2 protein-coding genes are annotated in these 3117 nt (G+C 64.2%); one reads left to right on the top strand and one right to left on the bottom strand.

Annotated elements, in window-relative coordinates; genetic code table 11:
* Positions 1-267 (top strand): hypothetical protein (locus VF515_07790; GenBank protein ID HEX7407536.1); only part of this gene is annotated, 267 nt, incomplete at its 5' end.
* A 75-nt stretch (positions 268-342) separates the two neighbouring features.
* Here VF515_07790 and VF515_07785 read toward each other — a convergent pair.
* The coding region (locus tag VF515_07785) for a molybdopterin-dependent oxidoreductase (protein ID HEX7407535.1) at positions 343-3117 on the bottom strand (2775 nt) is incomplete at its 5' end.

Here is a 3117-nt window from a genome sequence, read left to right as displayed (position 1 = left end):
GGCGTCTTCGCGCTTTTGGACCACAGCTACTCACTCGGTGTCCAAGCGGTCGTCTCGGGCGAGTCCAAGGGCAAGGATGATCTTGCCGGCACGAGGCAGAACGACACGGCGCTGACCGCCCTGTTCGTCGGCCCAAGCGTGCTGTTCACTTGGGGCATGACCGCTGGCGCCGAGTTAGCCGTCGATGTGCCCTTTGAGCAGAACAACTCGGCCCTCCAGCTTGTGCGTGATTACCGCCTCAGGGGCGGCTTCACGTGGAGGTTTTAGCAAGATGATGGGCGAGGCGGACCCGGCAAGCTGAGGCGGGTCCGCCTCGTGTTTCCTTCAGAGCCGCATGCGGGGCTAGGCGCGTTCCATCTCCACCGGCGCGCCACGCGGCGAGTGGCCCGGTGAGCCGTAGAACATGCGGTAGTGGATGTGACCGTAACCGCCGGCGAGATGGATTGCCTTCCACGGCGCCTCGACCGGCTCCTGCTGTCCTTTCCAGTTCTTGAACTGGAAGGGCTCCCAGGCGTGGTAGATGATCACTTCGCCGGGTTGTACGGATGGTGACACTTTAGCGATCACCTGGAACTCACCGGCGTCGTTGTAGACGCGGATGCGGTCGCCGTCGTTGATGCTGCGCGGCGCGCAGTCCACGGGGCTGACGAAACACGCCGGCTCACCCCGCTGCAGCCGCAGCATGAATCGGTGATCGCGCCAGATGGCGTGGATACTCCAGCGCGTGTGGCCGCCGTTGATGTGCAGGGGGTATTTGCTGCGGGCGTTGGGGGGCTCTTTGTGCACCGGTAGCGCTTCGCCCGCTTCCAGATACCACTCGTGATCGATGTAAAACTGCTGGCGGCCGGTCAGCGTCGGCCACGGCACCTTGTCTTCGAAATACCAGCGGTGCGGCCAGTAGGTGTCCTTGGGATCGTAGTCACTACTGGTGGCGTAGACCGGCGAGGGCCGCGCTGGCCCGGTGATGCGGACCACCCCCAGGCGCACGGCTTCCGCGCCACTGATCTTGCCGACACTCGGGCTGCGGCTCATGATGTCGTCGATCATCTTGACCGGATCCTGCGGATCGTGTGGATCATAGTGCCCCTTGGCGGTGAAGTGCGAGTAGGCATTGGTGAGGTCGAGGGCCGCATCGTTGAATCCGCGCACCAGTCCCACGTTGCGCTCACGGGCGCGTTGGGAAACCCGTTCGGCGAGCAGCCCGAACATCTCCCAGGTCGGTTTCGCCTCACCGCGCGGTTTCGCGGCCTGGTCCGACAAGATGACGTACGGCACGTAGCTCTGCGCGTACTTGATGCCATGCTGTTCGTAGTATCCCGCGTTCGGCAGCACGTAGTCGGCATACATCGTCGTCGTGCTCATACGGAAATTCACCGACACGATGGTGTCGAGCTTCTTGAAGAAGTGCTTCTTGGCGTACTGCGGCGCCGGCCAGCGCCGTAACGGATTCGAGCCGGTGAAGATAAACGCGCGCGGGCGGCGGTCCGGGCGTGGATGAATCTTGGTCCATCCCCGTTCTATCGAGAGCCGCATGAACTCGTCCATGCCGCGCGGCAGCGCCGGGTCGGCCAGATCCGCGCGCGACCACAACTCGCGGTAGCCGCCATGCACGTACAGGAACGGCATGAGCGGGGTGTTCGGCGCCGTCTCACTGTACTGAGTGTAGAGCTGCTCGTAGTCGCGCGGCTGAAGTCCGCGGATGGCCTTGGGAATGACCCGCAGCATATCCATCGTGCTCATCTTCGAGCCCGTCATCTGCTCCTGGCCGTCCAAGGCCCACCACGCGGCCACACGCAGGCCGCTGCCGGGCTTGCCCTGATTGCCGGTGAGCGCCAGGAGCAGAATCATGGTGCGCTGGAACAGGTCGCTGTGGTGGTGCTTGCAGGACCCCCATGATGCGAAAATCATCGCGTTATTGGCGGCGGCCACTTCATGCGCAAACTGACGGATAATGGCTGGCGACAGACGCGTGATCGCACTCGCCTTCTCGAGCGTGTATTGGGCGAGTTGCGCGCGCAGGCGCTCGAAGACCGGCTGCACCGTCACCTGCTTGCCATCGGCCAACTTCACCGTGAAGCGGCCGGTGAGTGCGGGCTTGAGCGCACCGAGCGCGATGGAGCGCCCGCCGTCGCCTTCGCAGCCAGGAACCGGCACCGGCTTTCCCGTCGCCTCATCCCAGAAGTAAAAGAGATTGTCGGCACCGCCGGCCTCCAAGTCGGCCTGGCGCAGAAAGCGGCCGGTGTCTTCGCGCACGAGGATGGGCAGATCGGTTTGCTCGCGGACGTGGTCGGGCTTGTAGAGGTTCTCGTCGATGATCACTTTGGCCGCCGCCAAGCCCAAGGCCGCGTCGGTCTCGGGCTTGAGGTTGAGCCACATATCAGCGTGGATGGCGGTGGCGTTGTAATCGGGGGCGATCACCACCACCTTGGCGCCGCGGTAGCGGGCCTCGTACATGAAGTGGGCGTCTGGAATACGGGTGTAGACCGGATTGCCGATCCAGACGATGATGTAATCGGAGCGGAACCAATCGTCCGAGGTGCCCTCGCAGTTGTACATGCCCCAGGTCTGCACGCAGCCCATGGGCATGTCACCGACGCCGGACCACGAATCGAGGACGGTCGCCCCGATGCCGTCGGTAAAACGCATCTCGCCGGCGGTCTCGGGGCCGTAGCCGGCATTGGTGGTGCCGTGGTCATAGACGATGGACTCGGTGCCCTCCGCCACCGCCGCATCGATCAGCTTGTCGGCGATTTCGGTGTACGCCTGGTCCCAGGAGAGGCGCTGCCATTTACCCTCGCCACGTTCCCCGGCGCGCTTGAGCGGATAGAGCAACCGGGTGTGGCCAGATTCGAGGTCGCTGTAGCAGGCGCCCTTCTGACAGCCCCGTGGGTTGGAGTCGGGCACGTCCGTGCGCGGGCGCTCGTAGACCGCGTTCTGTTCCTCCTTCCAGACAATCCCGTCCTTCACGAAGAGGTTCCAGGAGCAGGCCGAGATGCAGTTGGCGCGCGTGTGGGTGCCCTTGGCGACGCGATCCCACGTCCACCGTGCGCGCCAGAGATCGGTCCATTCATTGTAGGCGGGGGTTGCTCCTAGACCGGTGGCCGGCAACTCTGCTCC

The organism is Candidatus Binatia bacterium (genome assembly GCA_036382395.1).
Lineage (GTDB): Bacteria > Desulfobacterota > Binatia > HRBIN30 > HRBIN30 > JAGDMS01.
Note: the sequence above shows the minus strand (reverse complement) of the source record. Positions and strands in the feature narration are given on the sequence as shown.